The sequence below is a fragment of the Stenotrophomonas maltophilia group sp. Smal32 genome (assembly GCF_030237085.1).
In the GTDB taxonomy this organism is placed as follows: domain Bacteria; phylum Pseudomonadota; class Gammaproteobacteria; order Xanthomonadales; family Xanthomonadaceae; genus Stenotrophomonas; species Stenotrophomonas maltophilia_Q.
In genome coordinates this window covers 35,312-56,083 of sequence record NZ_JASJSI010000022.1, presented here as the reverse complement: position 1 = coordinate 56,083, position 20,772 = coordinate 35,312, and the positions used below count along the sequence as shown (strand labels likewise).

At 67.5% G+C, this 20,772-nt stretch carries 20 protein-coding genes; 11 read left to right on the top strand and 9 right to left on the bottom strand.

The annotated features are described in order from the left end of the window. Nucleotides 1–212 precede the first annotated feature (212 nt). The gene (locus QRO91_RS07885) at nucleotides 213–569 is read left to right on the top strand and encodes a variant SH3 domain-containing protein (protein WP_049427676.1); all 357 of its coding nucleotides are present in this window, start codon (nucleotides 213–215) and stop codon (nucleotides 567–569) included. A gap of 250 nt (nucleotides 570–819) precedes the next feature. On the opposite strand, the gene serS is transcribed toward QRO91_RS07885, so the two are convergent. Continuing rightward, a complete protein-coding gene (gene serS / locus QRO91_RS07880) occupies nucleotides 820–2,100 on the bottom strand; it encodes a serine--tRNA ligase (RefSeq protein WP_049430061.1) in 1,281 nt (426 codons plus the stop codon). Nucleotides 2,101–2,213: 113 nt separating this feature from the next. Here serS and QRO91_RS07875 point away from each other — a divergent pair, with 113 nt between their 5' ends. Continuing rightward, nucleotides 2,214–2,852, top strand: coding sequence for an energy transducer TonB (locus QRO91_RS07875; RefSeq protein WP_049430060.1), 639 nt, complete (start codon nucleotides 2,214–2,216; stop codon nucleotides 2,850–2,852). A gap of 119 nt (nucleotides 2,853–2,971) precedes the next feature. After that, complete coding sequence (locus QRO91_RS07870) at nucleotides 2,972–3,544, top strand: energy transducer TonB (protein ID WP_049430059.1); 573 nt, start codon at nucleotides 2,972–2,974, stop codon at nucleotides 3,542–3,544. 178 nt (nucleotides 3,545–3,722) lie between these two features. On the opposite strand, the gene aroA is transcribed toward QRO91_RS07870, so the two are convergent. The 4 genes from aroA to QRO91_RS07850 all read right to left on the bottom strand — a co-directional run bounded on the left by aroA (nucleotide 3,723) and on the right by QRO91_RS07850 (nucleotide 8,467). Continuing rightward, a complete protein-coding gene (gene aroA / locus QRO91_RS07865) occupies nucleotides 3,723–5,030 on the bottom strand; it encodes a 3-phosphoshikimate 1-carboxyvinyltransferase (protein WP_197650500.1) in 1,308 nt (435 codons plus the stop codon). A 76-nt stretch (nucleotides 5,031–5,106) separates the two neighbouring features. Beyond that, nucleotides 5,107–6,306: a prephenate dehydratase gene (pheA, locus tag QRO91_RS07860; RefSeq protein ID WP_006452477.1), complete on the bottom strand. Its 1,200-nt coding sequence runs from the start codon at nucleotides 6,304–6,306 to the stop codon at nucleotides 5,107–5,109. A gap of 51 nt (nucleotides 6,307–6,357) precedes the next feature. Further along, on the bottom strand, nucleotides 6,358–7,443 hold the full coding sequence (gene serC, locus QRO91_RS07855; protein ID WP_049427601.1) for a 3-phosphoserine/phosphohydroxythreonine transaminase: 1,086 nt from the start codon (nucleotides 7,441–7,443) through the stop codon (nucleotides 6,358–6,360). A 217-nt stretch (nucleotides 7,444–7,660) separates the two neighbouring features. Next, nucleotides 7,661–8,467 (bottom strand): FHA domain-containing protein, encoded by an 807-nt coding sequence (locus tag QRO91_RS07850; RefSeq protein ID WP_197650499.1) that lies wholly within the window; start codon nucleotides 8,465–8,467, stop codon nucleotides 7,661–7,663. A 125-nt stretch (nucleotides 8,468–8,592) separates the two neighbouring features. On the opposite strand from QRO91_RS07850, the gene QRO91_RS07845 reads away from it, so the two are divergent. The 3 genes from QRO91_RS07845 to QRO91_RS07835 all read left to right on the top strand — a co-directional run bounded on the left by QRO91_RS07845 (nucleotide 8,593) and on the right by QRO91_RS07835 (nucleotide 10,712). Next, nucleotides 8,593–8,868: a polyhydroxyalkanoic acid system family protein gene (locus QRO91_RS07845; protein ID WP_005417302.1), complete on the top strand. Its 276-nt coding sequence runs from the start codon at nucleotides 8,593–8,595 to the stop codon at nucleotides 8,866–8,868. A gap of 80 nt (nucleotides 8,869–8,948) precedes the next feature. Then, a complete protein-coding gene (locus QRO91_RS07840; protein WP_197650498.1) occupies nucleotides 8,949–9,440 on the top strand; it encodes a phasin family protein in 492 nt (163 codons plus the stop codon). 237 nt (nucleotides 9,441–9,677) lie between these two features. After that, nucleotides 9,678–10,712: a restriction endonuclease gene (locus QRO91_RS07835; RefSeq protein ID WP_049427597.1), complete on the top strand. Its 1,035-nt coding sequence runs from the start codon at nucleotides 9,678–9,680 to the stop codon at nucleotides 10,710–10,712. Between the two features lie 119 nt (nucleotides 10,713–10,831). Here QRO91_RS07835 and QRO91_RS07830 read toward each other — a convergent pair whose 3' ends face one another. The 4 genes from QRO91_RS07830 to QRO91_RS07815 form a co-directional block, all read right to left on the bottom strand. Further along, nucleotides 10,832–11,224 carry a type II toxin-antitoxin system HicB family antitoxin gene (locus QRO91_RS07830; RefSeq protein ID WP_049427595.1) on the bottom strand — a complete coding sequence of 131 codons (393 nt, stop codon included), beginning with the start codon at nucleotides 11,222–11,224 and terminating at the stop codon, nucleotides 10,832–10,834. 8 nt (nucleotides 11,225–11,232) lie between these two features. After that, entirely contained in the window at nucleotides 11,233–11,415 is a 183-nt protein-coding gene (locus QRO91_RS07825; protein ID WP_049427608.1) for a type II toxin-antitoxin system HicA family toxin, read from the bottom strand. A 94-nt stretch (nucleotides 11,416–11,509) separates the two neighbouring features. Then, nucleotides 11,510–12,238: a histidine utilization repressor gene (hutC, locus tag QRO91_RS07820; RefSeq protein WP_049427593.1), complete on the bottom strand. Its 729-nt coding sequence runs from the start codon at nucleotides 12,236–12,238 to the stop codon at nucleotides 11,510–11,512. Between the two features lie 27 nt (nucleotides 12,239–12,265). Then, nucleotides 12,266–13,636, bottom strand: a complete 1,371-nt coding sequence (locus QRO91_RS07815; RefSeq protein WP_049427591.1) for a formimidoylglutamate deiminase — start codon at nucleotides 13,634–13,636, stop codon at nucleotides 12,266–12,268. A 67-nt stretch (nucleotides 13,637–13,703) separates the two neighbouring features. Between QRO91_RS07815 and hutI the strand changes: the two genes are divergently transcribed. The 5 genes from hutI (at nucleotide 13,704) to QRO91_RS07790 (ending at nucleotide 20,617) form a co-directional block, all read left to right on the top strand. Then, nucleotides 13,704–14,927, top strand: a complete 1,224-nt coding sequence (gene hutI / locus QRO91_RS07810; RefSeq protein WP_197650497.1) for an imidazolonepropionase — start codon at nucleotides 13,704–13,706, stop codon at nucleotides 14,925–14,927. Next, nucleotides 14,924–16,465 (top strand): histidine ammonia-lyase, encoded by a 1,542-nt coding sequence (hutH, locus tag QRO91_RS07805; protein WP_197650496.1) that lies wholly within the window; start codon nucleotides 14,924–14,926, stop codon nucleotides 16,463–16,465. Before hutI ends, hutH begins: the two co-directional genes overlap by 4 nt. Then, the gene (hutG, locus tag QRO91_RS07800) at nucleotides 16,462–17,316 is read left to right on the top strand and encodes an N-formylglutamate deformylase (protein ID WP_049427585.1); all 855 of its coding nucleotides are present in this window, start codon (nucleotides 16,462–16,464) and stop codon (nucleotides 17,314–17,316) included. The genes hutH and hutG overlap by 4 nt, the downstream gene beginning before the upstream one ends. Then, entirely contained in the window at nucleotides 17,313–18,980 is a 1,668-nt protein-coding gene (gene hutU / locus QRO91_RS07795; RefSeq protein WP_049427583.1) for a urocanate hydratase, read from the top strand. The genes hutG and hutU overlap by 4 nt, the downstream gene beginning before the upstream one ends. A gap of 200 nt (nucleotides 18,981–19,180) precedes the next feature. Further along, nucleotides 19,181–20,617: a serine hydrolase domain-containing protein gene (locus tag QRO91_RS07790; protein ID WP_285310356.1), complete on the top strand. Its 1,437-nt coding sequence runs from the start codon at nucleotides 19,181–19,183 to the stop codon at nucleotides 20,615–20,617. The last annotated feature ends 155 nt before the right edge of the window (nucleotides 20,618–20,772 follow it).

Sequence of the window (20,772 nt, the reverse complement as noted above, 5' to 3'; positions counted from 1 at the left end):
GAATAAGCGTTCCAGCGTTCGGCGCCGCTCACTCCTCGTCGAGGCGCTGAACGCGGGCCGGGATCCCCTCCCCCATCCCGGCCCACCCTGACGGCCCCGCTCTGCGGGGCCGTTTTTTTGTGGACCGATTCCCGCCCGCCGGGCATGGCCCGGCGCTATCGGATCCGGAAGGTGGCGCCGGGCCATGCCCGGCGGAAACGGTACAGTGGGCCATGAACTACATCGTGACCACTGCGCACCGCAGCGAATTTCCACACCCGATCACCCTGCGCCGCGGCCAGGCGCTGACGGTGGGCAAACGCTATGAAGGCCCGGAGGGCTGGAAGGACTGGTTCCTGTGCGAGGCCGAGGGGCAGCAGCCCGGATTCGTGCCGGCACCGGTGATCGGTCGCGATGCGCAGGGTGACGCGTTTGCCACGGAGGATTACTGCGCGCGGGAACTGGATGTGGATCCCGGGCAGTTGCTGCGTGGGCTGCGCACGCTCAATGGTTGGGCGTGGTGCGTGCCGGAGACCGGCGAACCGGGATGGGTACCCCTGGAGAAGCTGCGGGCAACAGAGACCCAGTAGCGCCGAGCCCATGCTCGGCGGCGGCGCCGAGCGCCCACAATCAATGCGGCCGGCGATGGGCAGGAGCAGCCGAGCATAGGCTCGGCTCTACATGGATCTGTAGCGCCCGAGCCTATGCTCGGGCGGCGGCGCGGAGCCCCGACAATCAATGCGACTGGCGATGGGCAGGAGCAGCCGAGCATAGGCTCGGCTCTACATGGATCTGTAGCACCCGAGCCTATGCTCGGGCGGCGGCGCAACGCGCCGGTTGTCAGGCGATGGTTTCCAGCCCACCCATGTACGGGCGCAGCGCTTCCGGCACGGTGATGCTGCCATCGGCGTTCTGGTAGTTCTCCATCACCGCGATCATCGCGCGGCCAACCGCCACGCCCGAGCCGTTCAGGGTGTGTGCCAGTTCCGGCTTGCCGGTGGCCGGGTTGCGCCAGCGCGCCTGCATGCGACGGGCCTGGAAGTCACCACAGTTCGAGCACGAGGAGATCTCGCGGTAGGTCTGCTGCGACGGCAGCCAGACTTCCAGGTCGTAGGTCTTGATGGCCGAGAAGCCCATGTCGCCGGTGCACAGCAGCACCTTGCGGTACGGCAGGCCCAGTTTCTCCAGCACCACTTCGGCACAGCGGGTCATGCGCTGGTGCTCGGCATCGCTGTCTTCCGGGCGGCTGATCGAGACCAGTTCGACCTTCTCGAACTGGTGCTGGCGGATCATGCCGCGCACGTCGCGGCCGCCGCTGCCGGCCTCGGCGCGGAAGCACATCGAGTGGGCGGTCATGCGCAGCGGCAGGCGCTCGGCGTCGACGATCTCATCGCGCACGATGTTGGTCAGCGGCACTTCCGAGGTCGGGATCAGGTACCGCGTGGAGTCGCCCACGGCGGTCTTGAACAGGTCGTCCTCGAACTTCGGCAGCTGGCTGGTGCCACGCAGCGAATCGGCGTTGACCAGCAGCGGCACGTTGGTTTCCTCGTAGCCGTGCTCACCGGTGTGCAGGTCGACCATGAACTGGGCCAGCGCACGGTGCAGGCGCGCGATCGGGCCGCGCAGCACGGTGAAGCGCGAGCCGGACAGCTTGGCCGCGGTCTCGCCGTCCAGCCAGCCGTTGCGGGCGCCCAGTTCGACGTGGTCAAGCACCTTGAAATCGAACTGGCGCGGGGTGCCCCAGCGCGCCTGCTCAACGTTGTCGTTCTCGTCGGCACCGGCCGGCACGTCATCGGCCGGCAGGTTCGGAATGCCCATCGAGATCGCTTCGATCTTCTCGCGCAGCTCGTCCAGCGCCACTTCCGAGGCCTTCAGCTCGTCGGCGAAGGCGGCAACCTCGGCCATGATGGCCGAAACGTCCTCGCCCTTGGCTTTGGCCTGGCCGATGGCCTTGGAACGGCTGTTGCGCAGGCTCTGCAGCTCCTGGGTCCGCACCTGGATGCGCTTGCGATCGGCCTCCAGGGACTCCAGGGCAGACACGTCGAGCTCGAAGCCGCGGCTGGTGCGCAGGCGTTCGGCGAGGTCGGCGGGCTGGTGGCGGAGCAGGGCTGGATCAAGCATGGCAGGTGTCGTGGTGGGTATCAGGGATGGGATTATCGCTTGTTATACGGATTTCTGCCGCCCGGTTCATTCCCGCCGTGGCAGAATCGAGCCATTCCGTACTGGTCCGGTCCATGTCTGCACCCCGCTCGTCGTCCGCCAAGTCGTTCACTGTGCATATCCCGCGCAATGCCCTGAAGATCGCCGGTATCGCCTTCGGGGTGGGCGTGCTGCTGTTCGTGCTGGTCTGGCTGACCGGTCGCGACAAGGAGTTCTTCCGCGCCGATCCTGCCGCGCAGACCCCGCAGGAAACCGCCCAGATCGAGCCCCTGCCGGAGCCGTTGGCCGCTGCGGCCGGTTCCAGCGACATGCCCGATGCCAAGCCGGCCCCGGTAGAGGAAGAAGCACCAAAGCTGGTCGAAACGGCCCCACCGCCGCCTGCCCCCATCGCTGAAGCAACCCCGGCCGCACCGGGCCCTGCGCCGGCGGCCACCGGCAACAGCCAGCCGATGCCGATTGCCGGCCAGTCGCCGCCACCCGCCTACCCGGCTGCCGCGCTGCGCGCTGGCGAGACCGGCACCGTGGTGGTGCGGGTGGACGTGGACGCCACTGGCTATCCAAACAACGCCACGGTGATCCAGCGCAGCGGTTCACGCGAGCTCGACCGTGCCGCCACAGACGCCGTGCGCCGCTGGCGCTTCACTCCGGCGCAGAGCAACGGCCAGGCCGTCCCCGGCAGCATTGAAGTGCCGTTCGACTTCAAGACGCAGTAACTGAACGCTTCCCGGCAGGCAAACTGAACCCTGCCGGTGGCGTTGACGCAACGCTGACACTTCTCGTCCGTGGCTCGCGCAACACTTCCCATGTCGTCCATTGACGGAAGGAGTTAGCGATGGCTGCCACCACCCACGAAGACCTTCATTCGCCGCATCTGCAGGAAGATTCCAACCTGCAGCACAAACCCACGTCGCCCTGGATGTGGATCGCGCTGATCGTGGCGATGTTTGCGGCCGCCCTGCTCTGGCTGCGTCATTCGAACCAGGAAGACGTGGCACCGGCGCCAGTTGGTGAGCGCATGCTTCCCGCCCCCGAGGAGGCAGCGGTGACGGATGCAGCGGCCCCTGCCGCGCCCCAGGCAGCCCCCGCTACTGCTTCGCGGAAGGCCGCCCCGGTAGTGCGCAATCGTGAGGCCCGGCCGCTGGCCAGCAACCGCATGCCCACCTACCCCGCCGCCGCGCTGCGTAGTGGCGTGCAGGGCAGCGTGATCGCCAGCCTGAGTGTCGATACCCGCGGCAACGTCGCCAATGCCGCGATCGTTTCGCGCAGCGGCGAGCGCAGTCGCGATCTGGACCGCGCAGTGCTGAGCACTGTGCAGAACTGGAAGTTCCAGCCGGCGATGCACGAAGGCCGTGCCATCGCCAGCGTGGTGCGGGTCCCGGTGGATTTCCGTACCGAGCAGCGTTGATCGCGGACGAGGGGCTCGTGATGTTTAGACGGAGGCTTCGGCCTCCGTCCTTTTATGCGGAAAAGCGTGCCGACCAAGGTCGGCAGCTACCGCGGAATGCGATCCGCCGGGCATGGGCCCGGCGCTACCCACACCGTGTCCGGTAGCGCCGGGCCACGCCCGGCGGTTGCGGTGCCGGTCAGGCCAGGTTGAAACCGGCGCTGCGCGCAAGGCCGTCGAAATCCGGGAACGACGTGGCGACGTTGGCGATATCGTTGATGCGCACTTCGCCGTCACTGATCTGGCCGGCAATGGCGAACGCCATGGCAATGCGATGGTCGCCGTGGCTTTCGATGGTGCCGCTGCCCAGGCGCACGCCGCCGTGCAGGGTGGCACCGTCTTCGGTTTCGTCCACCTGCATGCCCAGCGCGCGCAGGCCGGTGGCCATCGCCGCAAGACGGTCGGATTCCTTCACCCGCAGCTCGGCCGCACCGCTCACCACGGTCTGGCCTTCTGCGGCCGCAGCCGCCACGAACAGCGCCGGGAACTCGTCGATCATGTCCGGCACCAGCGCTTCCGGGATACGTGCACCCTTCAGCTGAGCGTAGCGCACCACCAGATCAGCGACGGGCTCACCGCCCTGCTCGGCCGGATTCTCTTCGGTGATGTCCGCGCCCATCAGGCGCAACGCATGCAGCAGGCCGGTGCGACGCGGGTTCAGGCCGACCTGCTTCAGGCGCAGCTCGGAACCGGGAATGATGCTGGCGGCCACCAGGTAGAACGCCGCAGACGAGAAGTCGGCCGGCACCACGATGTCCGTGGCGCGCAGGCGCTGGCCGCCACGCAGGCGCGCCTTGCCCGGCGAGAATTCAATGTCCACTCCGAACGCCGACAGCATGCGCTCGGTGTAGTCACGGGTCGGATGCGGTTCGGTCACCTGGGTTTCGCCCTGCGCGTACAGTCCGGCCAACAGCACCGCCGACTTGATCTGTGCGCTGGCCACCGGCGAGGCGAAGTCGATGCCGTGCAGCGACTGGCCGCCATGCACCTGCAGCGGCGGCGTGCCGTCGTCCTGGGTGTCGATCTTCGCGCCCATCTGCGACAGCGGGCCGGTGACGCGACGCATCGGGCGGCCCGACAGCGATTCATCGCCGATCAGCGTGCAATCGAAGGCCTGGCCTGCCAGCAGGCCGGCCAGCAGGCGCATGCCGGTACCGGCATTGCCGCAGTCCAGCGGTGCGTCTGGGGCCTTCAGCCCATCGACGCCGACGCCATGCACGATCCGCTGCGACGGGCTGGGCGTTTCGATGCGCACGCCGAGCTGGCTGAAGATGCGCGCGGTGGCGCGGGTGTCTTCGCCTTCCAGGAAGCCTTCGATATGCGAGGTGCCATCGGCCAGCGCGGCGAACATCACCGAGCGGTGCGAGACCGACTTGTCGCCGGGAATGGTCAGGCTGCCCTGCAGCGGCTGGCCCTTGCGGGCAATCCAGTGTTGCGCGTTGCTCATCGTTCGATCATTCCGTAAACACCGGCAGTGCCGGCGATGCATCAGGGAGCGGCGGCCGTTGCCGCCGCAGCAGCACTCAGGGCACGGCCACCGGGTAGGAGCCGAGCACCTTGATCTGCGCCGAGTGCGCTTCCAGTTCGGCCAGGGCAGCCTGCATCGGCGCGTCGTCGATGTGGCCGGCCAGGTCGATGAAGAAGCCGTACTCCCACTTGCCGTGGTGCGACGGCCGCGACTCGATGCGGTTCATGCTGATGCCGTGGCGGGCGAACGGGCTGAGCACGTCGAACAGCGCACCGGGCTTGTCATGGATGAACACCAGCACCGAGGTGCGGTCGTGACCGGAAGTCGGGAAGATGTTGCGGCCCACCACCAGGAAACGGGTGGTGTTGTCTGCATCGTTCTGGATGGGCTTGGTGACCACCTTCTTCAGGCCGTACACATGGCCGGCGCTCTCGCCGCCGATGGCCGCCGCGTCGTCGGCGTTGCGCGCACGGCGTGCGCCCTCGGCATTGCTCGACACCGGGATCTTTTCGGCCTTCGGCAGGTTGGCACGCAGCCACGCCGAGGTCTGCATGAACGACTGCGGGTGCGCGTAGATGCGCTCGATGTCCTCGATGCGGCCGCTGCGCGACATCAGGTACTGCTGCACGCGCAGCTCCACTTCGCCACAGATCTTCAGGTTCGAGGTCAGGAACATGTCCAGGGTGATCTGGATGGTGCCCTGCCCTGAATTCTCCACCGGCACCACGCCGAAATCGGCGTTGCCCGCTTCCACTTCCTGGAACACTTCCTCGATGCTGGCCATCGGCAGGCCCAGCGCGGAGCGACCGAAGTGCTTGAGCACGGCCTGCTGGCTGAAGGTGCCTTCCGGGCCGAGGTAGCCGATCTTCAGCGGCTCCTGCTGGGCCAGGCAGGCCGACATGATCTCGCGGTAGACGTGCACCAGCAGCTCGTCGCTGAGCGGGCCTTCGTTGCGGTCCACCACCATGCGCAGCACCTGCGCTTCGCGCTCGGGGCGGTAGTAGTCGACAGCGGCGGCCAGCTTGCCCTTGGCCTTGCCGACCTGGTGGGCGAAACGCGCGCGCTCGGCGATCAGGTTCTGGATGTCACGGTCGATCTGGTCGATCTTCGAGCGCACATCGGCCAGCGCCAGCGGCGCCAGGGTGGGCGCCGGGTTCGACGCGGCCTTGGCCTTGCCCTTCGCCTTGGTGGGCGCGCTGTCCTTGGCCGGTTCGGCTTTCTTCGGCGCCTTCTTGCTGGATTTGCTGCTTGCCATCGGAATTCCCTGTTGCGGGGCACGCACCCGACGGTGCGCGCCATTCATTGCTCAACCGTGACGCTGCTGGAAATCGGCCATGAAAGCGACCAGCGCCTCGGCCCCAGCCAGCGGCATGGCGTTGTACAGCGAGGCCCGGATGCCCCCGACCACCTTGTGGCCCTTCAGCGCCAGCAGGCCGGCAGCCTTGGCTTCGGCGACGAAACGGGCGTCGAGTTCGGCATCGGGCAGGAAGAACGGGATGTTCATCCGCGAACGGGCCGCATGTGCGACCTCATTGCGGTAGAAGCCGCCGGAGCCGTCGATGGCGCCGTATACCAACGCGGCCTTGGCGGCGTTGCGCTTGGCGAACTCGGTCACGCCGCCCTCGGCCAGCATCCACTTGAACACCAGGCCGGCCAGATACCAGTTCCAGGTCGGCGGGGTGTTGAGCATCGAATCGCGGGCGACGTGCGAGCGGTAATCGAAGATGTCCGCGCGCGGCTGGCCACTGCGTTCGAGCAGGTCACGGCGGATGATCATCACCGCGATGCCGACCGGACCGAGGTTCTTCTGCGCGCCGGCGTAGATCACGCCGTAGCGGCGCACATCCAGCGGCTCGCTGGCGATGGACGAACTGAAATCGGCGATCAACGGGACGTTGCCGGTGTCGGGCACATCACGGAACTCGACGCCGTGGATGGTCTCGTTGGCGGTGATGTGCACGTAGGCCGCACCGGGCGAGAGCTGCCAATCGGCACGCGGCGGCAAGGTGCGGTATCCGTCGCCCTCACTGCTGGCGGCGATGTTGACGTCGACGTAGACACCGGCCTGCTTGACCGCGGTCTTGCCCCAGTGGCCACTGACCACATAGTCGGCGCGCTGGCCGGGGGCGGCGAAGTTGAGCGGGATCAGCGCCTGCTGAGTGGTGGCGCCACCGGACAGGAACAGCACCGCATAGTCGTCGGGGATATCGAGCAGGCGACGCAGGTCGGCCTCGGCCTCGGCGGCCACCGACATGAATTCCGCGCCGCGATGGCTCATTTCCACAATGGAGGCACCGGAACCGTGCCAGTCCAGCATTTCCGCCTGCGCCTGGCGCAGGACCGATTCCGGCAAGGTTGCAGGGCCGGCACTGAAGTTGAACGCGCGCGTCATGTCACACCTGTGGGGCAAGACCCCTAGTATGCCGCAGTGCACCAGCCTTGCGGCCTTGTGGCGCAAGGGAAATTTGGTTTCATTGGAATCCATTGGCCCGCAGCAATGCTCCGGTAGTCGCCGACCTTGGTCGGCGTACGCCGTCAGGCGTCATGCCCACCGGAGGAGCGTGCCGACCAAGGTCGGCACCCACCAGAGCGGACCCGGCGGATGCGGATCAGCGCGCGCCGAACCAGAGCAGCAGGCTGAGCACTGCCGCCAGCAACAAGGCGCTGGCCAGCAGCCACGGCCAGCGCCGGACCCTGCGCGGTGCAGCCGGCAGCACCGGCGCCTGTTCCGCGTCCTCGCTGGACTCGTCCTCATCGGGCAGCGGCCGCCGGCGCGGGTCGTGCGGCACTTCCAGCACAAACCGGTGCTGGCCATCGAACACCACCTGGTCGCCGGCCTGCAGCCAGCAGTGGCGCACGGCCACGCCGTTGACCCGGGTGCCGTCGGCACTACCGAGGTCGCGCAGCAGCACACGATCACCGTGCACTTCCACGCGGGCGTGCTGTTCGGCGAAGGCCGGATCGTCGATCGCGATGTCGGCCTCACTGCCGCGACCGACCAGGCGGGCACGCGACAGGGTGAAACTGCGGCCATGATGCAGGCCGCCGACACCACGCAGCAGACGCTGCTGCTCATCGTTGCCGTCGTCGTTCTTCGGTGCGGGCGCCTGCAGCAGGCTTTCCACCTCACCCTGCAGGACCATTTCCACGCCGTCCACGTACACCGCATCGCCCGCACGCAGCAGGGCCATGCGGCGCACCGGGCGACCATTCACGTGGATGCCACGGATACCGTTGCCGACCTGCAGCCAGAGGCCGCGATCATCCATGCAGAACTGCGCCAGCAGCAGGGCGCCGTGGCCGGCGTCGCCGAGCCGTACGCTGCCGTTGGCCTGGCGCACGATGCGTTGCACCCCGGGCCGCAGCGGCTGGTCGGGCTGTTGTTGTTGACTGAAGTGAACAAGCAGGTTCTGCACGCGGCGCAGCCTAGCAGGTTGGCCGCCAACGAAGAAGAACCTGCGATGAGTGCTTGGCGCGACGGCCCTCGATGCGCACAATGCTCGCCCTCATAGATCATCCCCGCCCTGCGCCAGGAGCCCGCATGTCCACCATCGATGTCCGCCACGCCCACGCCCTGCCCGACGCACAGGCACGCGCCGCGATCGAACAGGTTGCCGCCAAGCTGTCCGAGCGCTTCGGCCTGAAGTCGTCCTGGACCGCCGACGTACTGAACTTCTCCGGCAGCGGCGTGGATGGCGCGATCGAACTGCAGCCGGGCGCCGTGCGCGTGACCGCCAAGCTGGGCTTCCTGCTGTCGGCGATGAAAGGCATGGTCGAAGGCGAGATCCAGCGCGTGCTGAAGGAAAAGCTGGGCTGAACCCCGGCGGCGGCCGTCACGGCCGTGCAACGCCAACGCGCGCTACTCTCGGGCCAAGCCCAACTCCCACGGGAAGTGCGATGAACCAGTACGAAAACGATGACCGCCGCAACGACGACGCCTCGTTCGGTGACCAGGCCGAGCGCTTCTCGCGCAAGCTCAGTGACTCGGCCCAGCAGGTCTGGCTGGCCGGCCTGGGGGCCTTGGGCCGGGCCCAGGCCGAAGGCAGCCGATTCTTTGATGGCCTGGTGAAGGAAGGCGAAGCCTGGGAGGCCCGCCGCCGTGAACGCAACAGCGAGCAGGGCCCGGGTTGGCGCGACAACGTGGAAACCTCGCTGGATGAGGCCCGCGAAAAGGCCTCCGGCACCTGGAACAAGGTCGAAAAAGCCTTCGACGACCAGGTGCAGGGCGTGCTCAAGCGCCTGCACGTGCCCACTGCCGACGAGGTGACCGCGCTGGAAGCCCGTATCGACGCCCTGCACGCGCGGCTGGCCAAGCTGGAAAACCGTGCGGCCTCGGGCGCCGATGCCCCCGCACCGGGCAGCCATCAGTCGCCGGGCAGCGTGCCCTGAACATCGATTGTTGCAATGCAATAAATTTTGATTGACAATCGCGAGCAACCCGCCAATCGCTTCGGCTGCCGTTTGTTCCCTCCCCTCACGGCTTCAGGATTGGCGGGTTTTTCGTGCCTGCCATATGCCGATCTGAGCGTTCCGTCACGCTTCCTGCCAGGAACGTCCTGACCCAGCCGGATAGTGCGACCTTTACACTGTCGTCTTCCGCATTCGCCCCTTCCGCGCACCTCCTGCATGCTTCCCTGGATCCTGGCCCTGCTGTCGGCCCTGCTTACCTGTTCCCTGGCCGTTGTCTATCTGTGGTGGATCAAGCGGCGGCAGAAGGAGATGCAACTGGGCCTGCAGGCGCTGGCCGGCATGCATTGGCGCGAATTCTCGGTGCTGGTCAAGCGCATGCTGCGCGAACAGCGCGGCCTGCGTGAACTCAGCGATACCACCGAAGAATCACGCGAGCCCAGCAGCGACTTCCTGCTCAGCGATGGCCCCAACACCTGGCTGGTGTCGTGCAAGCACGGCCTGGCCTATCGCATTGGTACCGCCGCGGTGAACGAACTGGGCGCCGCCGCGCGCCTGGCCGGCGCCAAGGGTGGCGTGCTGCTGACCGAAGGCCGGATCGAACGCGATGGCCGCAGCGCTGCCGAGAAGCAGGCGGTGGAAGTCCTTGATGGCCCCCGCCTGTGGCCGTTGCTGCAACCCTACCTGCCGGCGGACATCGAATCGCGCGTGCGCACCCGTGCGCGGCATGAGGCGCTGCGCCGCATCGCTATCGCCGCGCTGGGTTCGGTGACGCTGGGCCTGCTGGTCGGGCTCGGCCTGCAGGGCCTGCATGTGGAGGACACCGCGCCCGTTACCCCAGCGCCGGGGGAGACTGCCCCGTTGCCAGTGGAGACTGCCCCGTCGCCAGCGGACGCCCCCGCAGCCGACGCAGCACCCGAAGCGAGCGAGGCTGCATCGCCCATCACTGCGGCGCCCTCGCCGACGGCGGCGGCCACCGATGAGCGCAGCAATCCCAATCCGGACGCGGCCACCCTGGAGCGCTTCCAGGCCGATCTGGCCCGCGCCCTGGCCGGCAAGCCTGGTATCGCCAGCGGTGTCTGGCTGACCCGGCAGACCCTGGCGATCAACCGCACCGGTGAACTGGAAGCCGTGTGGCCACGCGTGTGCGAGGAAGTGCTGCGCTATCCCGCGCTGCGCAACGTGCGCATCCAGCTCAATGCCCGCCCCGGCGTGAATGAGCCGGTACGCTGGCGGCAATGCGCCACGTATTGATGGGGGCGAGCATCCACGCATGGCGTGGATCTACTGAATCCCGATGCACGAATCCCCCGACTCATCGCCCATCACGCGAACAGCAGCCGAGCATGGGCTCGGCTCTACATGGCGCCTGCTCAGCCCAACGCCGCGAGATGCGCAATGTAACTGGAGCGGGATTCGCCGGCCGCCCTGGCCTGCGCATCCAGCCTCGCCAGGATGCGACGCGGCAGGCTGATGTTGACCCGCTCGATGGTGTCGTCCAGCAGGGATGGATCAATGCAGATGTAGGCAAGAATCCAGGCCGTACCACTGGGAGCCTCGGCGACGATCTTCTGTGGCGCAGAAGGATTCGGAATCGAGCGCCCCTCATCCAGGGCCGCATCGATCCAGGCAAGCGCAGATTCCTCGGCCGCACTGAGTGCATCGTCAAGCGTGTCGGCCGCCGAGAAGCACCCCTGCAGATCGGGAACGATGACACCCCACGCGGTGCGTTCATCGCCGGCCTCAATCAAGACTGGATAGCGCATGGGACCTCCTACGTCAGTCCTGCCAGTTTCCGCAGCGCCAGCACCAGACCCTTGCCCAGATCCTTTTGGGGGTGAGGCACGGTGATGATGTGGGACCGGTGCGGGTGCACGAATACATGATGGGATCCCCGGATCCTGCAACAGGTCCAACCTGCCGCCTCCAGATCCCGGATGAGGTCCCTGCTCTTCATGCAGGGACGATACACATCGTACACACGCATCAACAGAGTTCAAGACGACAGCCGTTCCAGACCCGTTGATCCACGCCATGCGTGGATGGAATCCCTATCGCGCGCCCGGCGCGAAGCGCGCCACCAGGTCCCAGGCATCCCCCAGGAACACCTGCCGCACGCGGGTGATCGGCTGTTCGCCGCGCCAGGTCAGGCGCTCGATCACTAGGCAGGCGGTGCCGGGCTTCACGTCCAGCAGCTGGGCGCTGGCGGTGTCCGCGCCCCAGGCACTGATGCGGTGCTGCGCGCGCGTCCACGACACGTTCTGCAGCAGCCAGCTGCCAGGCGCGGTGGTGCTGAAATCGACCTCCAGCACCTCGGGCACGCCGACGGGGCTGATCAGGCGATGCTCCAGTGCCAGCGGGCGGCCATCGGCCAGATGCAGGCAGCGCATCGCCAGCAGCTGCTGCTGGCCGGCCAGCTCCACCTCGCCGGCATTGCTGCTTTCGGCCAGGCGCAGCTCGCGCTGCAGCAGCCGGTAGCCGTACAGGTGGCCGCGCGAGCCGACCTCCATGGCGATATCGGGAATTTCCAGCGCCACCTGCTCCAGGTGCGGCGGCTGCCGCGCTACGAACGAACCCGCACGACGGCGACGCTCGATCATGCCGCTCTCGGCCAGCGCGGTCAGCACCTTGTTCACCGTCATCCGCGAGCAGCCGTACTGTTCCATCAGCTCGTGCTCGTAGGGAATACGGAAGCCCGGCGCCCACTCCCCGCTGAGGATGCGGCTTTCCAGATCGCTGCGGATACGCTGGTTGAGCGTGGCGGACTTGCTGGCCTTCACGTAATGGGGTCCCGGTGGCGGAGGCGATCAGCCCAGCACGCCCTTCAGGGCGGCGGCGAAGGCGGTGGTGATCGCCTCGCGCTGCAGGTGGCGGCCCTCGGCCACGCACTGGCGGCCATGTCGCCAGACCGATCGCAGCGCGCCATTACGTGCGGCGAACACCCAGCTGTCAAGCCATGCGTCATCCTGCCGCGCCTGCAACGCCGGGTGCGCGGCGTCCAGCTCAACCAGATCGGCGCTGGCGCCGACCTGCAGGCCAGCAGCCACGCCCAGCGCCTGCGCACCACCGTGCAGTGCGCCTTCAAACAGGAAACGACCGGTACTGCGGGTGGCATCCGGGGCCAGCACGTTGCGCCCGCGCAAGGTAAGCCGCTGGCCGTATTCGAGCAGGCGCAGTTCTTCGGCGGCATCGATCAACACGTTGGAATCGGAGCCGACACCGAAACGGCCGCCCTCGCGCGCAAAGGCCTGCATCGGGAACAGGCCGTCGCCCAGGTTCGCCTCGGTGATCGGGCACAGCCCGGCCACGGCACCGCTGGCCACGATGGCCGCGCGCTCGTCATCGGTGATATGGGTGGCATGCACCAGGCACCAGCACGCATCCACCGGCACATGGTTGTACAGCCACTGCACCGGGCGCTGGCCGCTCCAGGCCAGGCAGGCCTCGACTTCGCGCATCTGCTCGGCGATATGGATATGCACCGGGCCATCGGTCAGCGGCAGCAGCGCGTCCAGCTCCTCCCCGGTGACCGCGCGCAGGCTGTGCGGGGCGATGCCGAGCACCGCGTCGGGCAGCGCGTCCAACGCCGGCTTCGCCGCGTCCAGCAGCTGCGCGAAGCCCTCGACATCATGGATCAGGCGGCGCTGCGCCGGATTCGGCGGCGCGCCACCGAAATCGGCGTGGGCGTAGAACACCGGCAGCAGGGTCAGGCCGATGCCGGTCTGCGCGGCGGCGGCAGCGATGCGCGCACTCATCTCGGCGCGATCGGCATACGGCTGGCCGTCGGCATCGTGATGCAGGTAGTGGAACTCGCCGACGCGGGTGAAGCCGCTTTCCAGCATTTCCATGTAGGCCTGGGCGGCGATGGCCTGCACCGCGTCCGGGCGCAGGTGGGCCAGGAAGCGGTACATCAGTTCGCGCCAGCTCCAGAAGCTGTCACCGTCGCCGCCGCCGATCTCGGTCAGGCCGGCCATGCCGCGCTGGAACGCGTGGCTGTGCAGGTTGGGCAGGCCCGGCACCAGGATGCCGACGCGGGTGTCACCGTCCTGCGCGCCCTGCCCCATGCTGATCGCCGTGATGCGGCCGTCCTGGACCTGCAGCCGGACATCGCGGGCCCAGCCCTGGGCCAGCAGGGCGTAGGTGGCATGGAAACTGAGCTGGGAACGCGAATCGGACATGGCTGGACAACCCGAAATGGACGCCTATATTGTATAGACATATAAGCACAGCCGCGTTGTGGATGCCATGCACGTCGATACCCTCTGGTCCAACGTCCACCTGATCACCCTCGACGGCGAGGGCCTGGGCGTCATCCGCGATGGCGTACTGGCCTGCGCGGACGGGCGCATCGTCCACGTCGGTGCCGCCGGCAGCGATACCCACCTGCAGCCGACCACCCGCATCGACGGCGAGGGTCGCTGGATGTCGCCGGGCCTGATCGACTGCCACACCCACCTGGTCTACGCCGGCAACCGCGCCAACGAATTCGAGCAGCGCCTGCAGGGCGTCAGCTATGCCGACATCGCCCGTGCCGGCGGCGGCATCGTCTCCACCGTGCGCGCCACCCGCGCTGCCACGCCCGGGCAGCTGGCCAGCGAGAGCCGGCCACGCCTGCTGGCGATGCGCGCCGAAGGCGTGACCACCATCGAGATCAAGTCCGGCTACGGCCTGACCCTGGCCGACGAGCGCAAGCAGCTGCAGGTTGCGCGCGCACTGGGCGAGGAATGCCGGGTCAACGTGGTCACCACCTTCCTCGGCGCGCACGCGATTCCGCCGGGCCGCGAGGCGCAGGAATACACCGACGAGGTGTGCAACGTGATGATTCCGGCCATCGCTGCCGAAGGCCTGGCCGAAGCGGTGGACGTGTTCTGCGAGAACATCGCGTTTTCCCCGGCGCAGGCGCGACAGGTGTTCGAGGCAGCGAGGGCGAACGGGCTGGCGGTGAAGATCCACGCCGAACAGCTGAGCAACCAGCACGGTGCCGAACTGGCGGCCGGCTTCGGTGCGCTCTCCGCCGACCACATTGAACATCTGGATGACGCTGGCATCGCCGCGATGGCCGCCGCCGGCACCGTGGCCGTGCTGCTGCCGGGCGCCTTCTATTTCACCCGCGATACCACCCTGCCGCCGATCGCTGCATTGCGCGCGGCCGCCGTGCCACTGGCACTGGCCACCGACAGCAACCCGGGCACTTCGCCACTGACCAGCCCGCTGCTGGCGATGAACATGGGCGCCACCCTGTTCCGCCTGACCGTGGACGAGTGCATCGCCGGCTTCACCCGTGAAGCGGCGCGCGCGCTGGGCCATGGCGAGCGCATCGGCCGACTCGCTGTCGGCATGGACTGCGACCTGGCGATCTGGGACATCGACGCCCCCGCCGATCTGGTCTATCGCATTGGATTCAACCCGCTGCACGCGCGCGTGGTGCGCGGTCAGCCCGACCTGCCTGCCTCCTGGAGCAACACATGAGCAACACCCTGGTTCTTCGCCCCGGCCATGTCACTCTCGCCCAGTGGCGGCAGGTCTATCGCGGTGCGCCGCTTGCACTGGACCCGGCTGCGCTGCCGGTGGTGCGCGCCAGCGCTGCGGCGGTGGCCGCCATCGTCGCCAAGGGCGCGCCGGTGTATGGCATCAACACCGGCTTCGGCAAGCTGGCCAGCGTGCGCATCGAGCGCGAAGACCTGGCCACCCTGCAGCGGAACATCGTGCTCTCGCATGCCGCCGGCGTGGGCGAGCCGATGCCGGCCAGCGTGGTGCGGTTGATGATGGCGCTGAAGCTGGTCAGCCTGGCGCAGGGTGCGTCGGGCATCCGCGAGGAAACGCTGCTGCTGCTGGAAGCGATGCTGGTCAAGGGCGTGCTGCCGGTGGTGCCGGCGCAGGGCTCGGTGGGTGCTTCCGGCGATCTGGCACCGCTTTCGCACCTGGCCAGCGTGATGCTGGGTGTGGGCGAAGCGTTCATCGGTGACGAACGCCTGCCCGCAACCGACGCATTGGCGCGTGCCGGCCTGCAGCCGATCGAACTGGGCGCGAAGGAAGGCCTGGCGCTGCTCAACGGCACCCAGTTCTCCACCGCCTATGCGCTGGCCGGCCTGTTCGACATCGAAACCGTGTTCCAGGCGGCACTGGTCACCGGCGCGTTGTCGGTGGAAGCGGCCAAGGGTTCGGACACGCCGTTCGATCCGCGCATCCATGCCATCCGTGGCCAGCGCGGGCAGATCGCCACCGCCGCCACGCTCCGCACGCTGATGCAGGGCTCGGACATCCGCGAATCGCACCGCGACAACGACGTGCGCGTGCAGGACCCGTACTGCCTGCGCTGCCAGCCGCAGGTGATGGGCGCGGCGCTGGATATCCTCCGCCAGGCCGCGACCACGCTGGAAATCGAAGCCAATGGCGTGTCCGACAATCCACTGGTATTCACCGATACCGGCGAAGCACTGTCTGGCGGCAACTTCCACGCCGAGCCGGTGGCCTTCGCCGCTGACATGCTGGCGATGGCGGTGTGCGAGATCGGCTCGATCAGCGAGCGCCGCCTGGCGATGCTGGTGGACCCGGCGCTGTCCGGCCTGCCGGCCTTCCTGACCCCGCGCCCGGGTTTGAATTCCGGCTTCATGATTCCGCAGGTGACCGCCGCCGCGCTGGTCTCGGAAAACAAGCAGCGCGTCTACCCGGCCAGCGTCGATTCGATCCCCACCTCGGCCAACCAGGAGGACCACGTGTCGATGGCCGCGCACGGTGCACGCCGCCTGATGCAGATGGCCGAGAACGCCGCCAACGTGATCGGCATCGAGCTGCTGGCCGCCGCGCAGGGCTGTGATTTCCATGCCCCGCTGCGCTCCAGCGCCGCGCTCGAGAACGTGCGCGCCACCCTGCGTGCCCAGGTGCCGACGCTGGAAGAAGACCGCTACTTCCACCCGGACATGGTGACCGCCACCCACCTGGTGCGCAGCGGCGCGCTGGCACGTGGCCTGACCGACCTGTTGCCGACCGTGGAACCGCAGGCATGAACACCCATCCCGAATGGTTGACGGTGCACGAGGGCGACGCCCCGTTGATCGTCAGCTTCCCGCATACCGGCAGCGAGGTGCCGCACGACCTGATCGGCGACTACCACTCGCCGTGGCTGGCACGCCGCGACGCCGACTGGTGGGTGCACGAGTTGTACGACTTCGTGCGCGGCATGGGCGCGACCACAGTGCGCTCGGCGATCTCACGTTCGGTGATCGACCTCAACCGCGATCCCAGCGGCGTGTCGCTGTACCCGGGCCAGAACACCACCGGCTTGTGCCCGCTGACCACCTTCGACAACCAGCCGCTGTACCACGCCGGGCGCGAACCGGACGACGCAGAAATCGCCCGTCGCCGCGACACGTATTTCCTGCCCTACCACGATGCGCTGGCCGCACAGATCACCCGCCTGCGTGCACGCCACGGCACCGTGGTGGTGTACGACGCGCATTCGATCCGCTCGCACATCCCGCACCTGTTCGACGGCGAACTGCCGCAGTTCAACCTCGGTACCGCCGGCCCGTCCGGCGCACCAGACACCTCCTGCGACAACGCCTTGAGCGACGTGGTGGAGAACCTGCTGAAGATCAGCGGCATGAGCCAGGTGCGCAACGGCCGCTTCAAGGGCGGCTGGATCACCCGCCACTACAGCAACGTCGCCGGCGGCGTGCACAGCCTGCAGATGGAGCTGGCCTGCCGCGGCTACATGCACGAACCGTTGCCCGACCAGGTGGACGAGCACAGCTGGCCCACCCCGCTCGACCCCGACCACGCCGCACCACTGCGCCACACCCTGGCGCAGGTGCTCAACGCCTGCCTTGAATTCGCTACGAACCGGAGCGCCGCATGACCCGCAACGACCCGTCCCGCACCATCGCCGCGCCGACCGGCACCACGCTCAACGCCAAGAGCTGGCTGACCGAAGCGCCGCTGCGCATGCTGATGAACAACCTGCACCCGGACGTGGCCGAGCGGCCGCAGGAACTGGTGGTGTACGGCGGCATCGGCCGCGCCGCGCGTGACTGGGAGAGCTTCGATGCCATCGTCGAAACGCTCAAGCGCCTAGACGACGACCAGACCCTGCTGGTGCAGTCCGGCAAGCCGGTGGGCGTGTTCCGCACCCATGCCGATGCGCCGCGCGTGCTGATCGCCAACTCCAACCTGGTTCCGCGCTGGGCCAACTGGGACCACTTCAACGAGCTGGATAAGAAGGGCCTGGCCATGTACGGCCAGATGACCGCCGGCAGCTGGATCTACATCGGCGCGCAGGGCATCGTGCAGGGCACCTACGAGACTTTCGTGGAAATGGGCCGCCAGCATTTCGGTGGCGACCTGACCGGGAAGTGGCTGTTCACCGGTGGCCTGGGCGGCATGGGCGGTGCACAGCCGCTGGCTGCCGTGATGGCCGGCGCCTCCTGCCTGGCCGTCGAGTGCCGCAAGAGCAGCATCGACATGCGCCTGCGCACCGGCTATCTGGACACCTGGACCGACAATCTTGACGAAGCGCTGCGCCTGATCGAGGAGTCGTGCAAGGCCGGAACGCCGAAGTCGGTGGGCCTGCTCGGCAACGTTGCCGACGTGCTGGCCGAACTGCTCAACCGCGGCGTGAAGCCGGACCTGCTGACCGACCAGACCTCCGCGCACGACCCGGTGAACGGCTACCTGCCGCAGGGCTGGACCGTCGAGCAGTGGGACGACAAGCGCGTGTCCGCCCCCAAGGAAGTGGAGAAGGCCGCGCGCGCGTCGATGGCCAACCACATCCGCGCCATGCTCGGTTTCCACGCGTTGGGCGTACCCACCGTGGACTACGGCAACAACCTGCGGCAGATGGCGCTGGAAGAAGGCGTGGCCAATGCCTTCGACTTCCCCGGTTTCGTGCCGGCCTACATCCGCCCGCTGTTCTGCCGTGGCATCGGCCCATTCCGCTGGGCGGCGCTGAGTGGCGACCCGGAAGACATCGCCAAGACCGATGCCAAGGTGAAGGAACTCATTCCGGACAACCCGCACCTGCACCGCTGGCTGGACATGGCCGCCGAGAAGATCAAGTTCCAGGGCCTGCCGGCGCGCATCTGCTGGGTCGGCCTGGGTGATCGCGATCGTCTGGGCCTGGCCTTCAACGAGATGGTGGCCAACGGTGAACTGAAGGCACCGGTGGTGATCGGCCGCGACCACCTGGACAGCGGGAGCGTGGCATCGCCGAACCGCGAAACCGAGGCGATGGCCGATGGTTCCGATGCCGTGTCCGACTGGCCGCTGTTGAACGCCCTGCTCAATACCGCCAGCGGCGCGACCTGGGTCTCACTGCACCACGGTGGCGGCGTCGGCATGGGCTTCTCGCAGCATGCCGGCATGGTCATCGTCTGCGATGGCACCGAAGCGGCGGCGAAGCGGATTGGCCGCGTGCTGTGGAACGACCCGGCCACTGGCGTGATGCGCCATGCCGATGCGGGTTATGAGATCGCGATCGACTGCGCGAAGGAAAAGGGACTGGATCTGCCGGGAATCCTCGGCTGATCGCATCCCTGCACGACTGCCGCCGGGCATGGCCCGGCGCTACCGGAACTACCTGTAGAGCCGAGCCCATGCTCGGCTCGATTTTTTCCGAGTGCACGACGTCTGGCCCAAAGTCAGCCGAGCATCGGCTCGGCTCTACCTGCTTGACCTGCTCTTCCACCGTGACCAAGATGCGCCATCGCCGCTGACGGAACACCGCGATGTACCGCACGCTTGCTGTCCTATTGCTCTGTGCCCTGGCCATCGCCCTGCCCGCTTCGGCCCGTGACGTTCCAGGGGGGCTCACCGCGCAGCTGGACGCGCAGCTACAGACCAATCGCGAGCGCTACGGCATTGCCGGCCAGTCGGTGCTGGTCGCCCACAACGGTCAGGTGCTCTACCAGGGCGCCAGCGGCGATCGTGATCCGGCCACCCACGCGCCGGCCACCGTCGATTCCATTTTCACTGCGCAGTCGATGGCCAAGCTGCTGACCAGCACGCTGGTGATGCAGTTGGTCGACCAGGGCAAGGTGGATCTGGATGCGCCGGCCAGCCGTTATGTACCGGACCTGCCGGCCGCATGGCAGACGATCCCGGTGCGCGACTTCCTCAACCACAGTTCGGGCATCGGCGAGTACTACGACCGCGTCGACAACCGTTGGATCAGCAAGGGCTACAGTGGCGTCGCGCCGGATCTTGCGGCAGCCCTGAAGGTCGCCGCGGCCGCGCCGATGCAGTTCGCCACCGGCAGCCGTGTGCAGTACACCCAGGCCAACTACCTGGTGCTGACGGCGTTGCTGGAAGCGCACTATCGCAAACCCTTCCCGGCCATCGCGCGCGAGCGCATCCTGCAGCCGCTGAAGATGGCCAGCACCTCCTGGGGCGTGGCCAGCGTACCGGCCCAGCTCGCGGCAGTTCCTTACATTGGCAAGGACGGCCAACTACAGACGGCCAATGAAGATCCCTGGCCGGACTACGGCTGGGGCCATGCCGATCTGCAGACCACCGTGGGTGACATGAACCTTTTCCTGCAGGCACTGGCCACCGGCAAGCTGCTGCGCACGGCCACGCTGGAAACGCTGTGGCAGCCGCAGAAGCTGACCGGCGGCGGCAGAAATTTCTTCTCCACCGGCTGGGACACCACCCGCAGCGACGGCTACACCCAGGTCGGCCATGATGGCGGCACCCGAGTGCGTGCGCGGCTGGCCTACAAGGGCACGCTGGCGAATGGCTACTGGGTATTCGTGTACCTGACCAATGGCAGTGCGCGCAATGTGTGGTCGAGCACGCTGGTGGAAAGCACGATGGCGGTGGTCGCGCCCGAGGAGTTTCCGCATGCGGTGCTGTCCGAGCGGCTGATCGCGTATGCGCTGGATGATGACGCTGGCGGTGCCCAGGCGATACGCAGCTGGTTGCGCGATGACAATCGGGTGACGGGCAGCGAGCTGGAACGTGCGATCAACGCCAGTGGCTATGCCATCCGCGAGAGTCTGGGTGCCAGCAAAGCACTGAAAGTGTTCGCGCTCAACGCCGAGCTGTATCCGGATTCGGCCAACGCGTGGGACAGCCTGGCTGAGTGCCATGCGGCATTGGGCGAAAGAGAAGCGGCTGATCGGCTGTATGCAAAGGCCAAAGCGCTGGCCAAGCCCTCGCCGTAACTTTCTGTAGAGCCGAGCCCATGCTCGGCTGCTCTTCGTTTCGAGCGAAGGAAACCCGCGCTGCGCGCGATAGCCGAGCATGGGCTCGGCTCTACAGGCGCACCCGCCCCCATACGCCGGTGATGGGTGACGTACCGTCCGCGACCTGTTAACTT